Below are 1,249 nucleotides of genomic sequence, written 5' to 3' on the forward strand. Positions count from 1 at the left end.
CTCCGGGAGGCGCCTCCATAATTCAGAAAAAACCAGTCCTAGTGACTGGTTTTTTCGTTTCTGGCCCCGCTAAAAGCTTCCTACGTACCCATTTCAATGCTTATCAAAGAAATCTTTGTTACGGATATACTTGCTCATCAAGTGGTAAGAGAAAGGTCTTATCAGCCAACTAAAGATAGAGCGACCAAGGCGGATTAATGTAGGAGTGTTCTCATAGATTCGTCCGTTATAAAGCCAAAGCACTTTACCTACATGCCAATAGAGCAAAGGAACCGGTGGCATGAAGGTCACGATGTCGATGTCACAGCAAATTCGGTAGGTCTTCTTACTCATGCGATAGTGCTTTCGAAAGCTCCAATCACCAATGGCGGGTTGGCCAAAAGTCACTATTCGTTTAATACAGCCTGGGTACTTTTGATCAAAGTAATCAGCGAAGACACAACCGATAGCGCCTCCGGAAGAGTGGCCAGTAATAGACACTCTTTTTCCTTGTTCGATGAGAGGTGTGAGCGTGGCTTCCAAGCGCTCAATAACGGTTAAGCCAAGCTTATCTTCATTACGACTTGGCTGGCTCTCTTGAAACATTAGATGGTAGAAACCCGCATGCACACGATAATTGAGCCCAATTCTCTTACAGCTTCTTGTCCATAGAGCAAAGGTTAGTAGCCAATCTGAGATACTGTGCGATCCTTTGATTACCACAACCACTTCATCTTTGTCGCTACTCCACAACACTCTAATCATGGTTTTACCAAACTGGTTCTTGATGATGCGTTGTCCATTAGGGTCAAAACCATAGCGAGTCTGCTTAAAAACTCTAGGGTAGGCGAGGTTACAAAGAACGGCATAGCGCTCATATTGATATCGTTTTAGTGGTTTCACATGTTTACTTCTTAATAAGAGTTACTTCAAACTCTAATCGTTGAATGTGAAAAGCACATGAAAACGCCATTTGCTTGGTTTAAAACAATAAAATCACCGCATTCAATTGGTATTTGAATCAATGGTTGTCAGTGATTTGTCCGTTTAAATTAGAAATCCAAGTATAAGAACCGTACAAGCTGCACTAAATTTATTCTTTTGAGTTCGATAATTAATCACTTGAATTAAAAGATAAAATTTATTGTTGACGAATTTTTTCCTTCCGTTAAAGTACACCTCGTTCTCACGGCTTAGGTCGCTGAGAGATGGTGTTTTTACTTTTCAGTAATCGGCCTCGCAAGATTGCGTTGCCCTGGTGGTGGAATTG

The 1,249-nt window shown here is 41.6% G+C and carries 1 protein-coding gene; it reads right to left on the reverse strand.

Going from position 1 to position 1,249, the window contains the following annotated elements; translation table 11 throughout:
* Window positions 1–93: 93 nt before the first annotated feature.
* The gene (locus AB4623_RS24140) at window positions 94–882 is read right to left on the reverse strand and encodes a lipase family protein (protein ID WP_017064543.1); all 789 of its coding nucleotides are present in this window, start codon (window positions 880–882) and stop codon (window positions 94–96) included.
* Between the last annotated feature and the right edge of the window lie 367 nt (window positions 883–1,249).

Source organism: Vibrio sp. 10N.222.52.C12, assembly GCF_041474215.1.
In the GTDB taxonomy this organism is placed as follows: Bacteria; Pseudomonadota; Gammaproteobacteria; order Enterobacterales; family Vibrionaceae; genus Vibrio; species Vibrio crassostreae_C.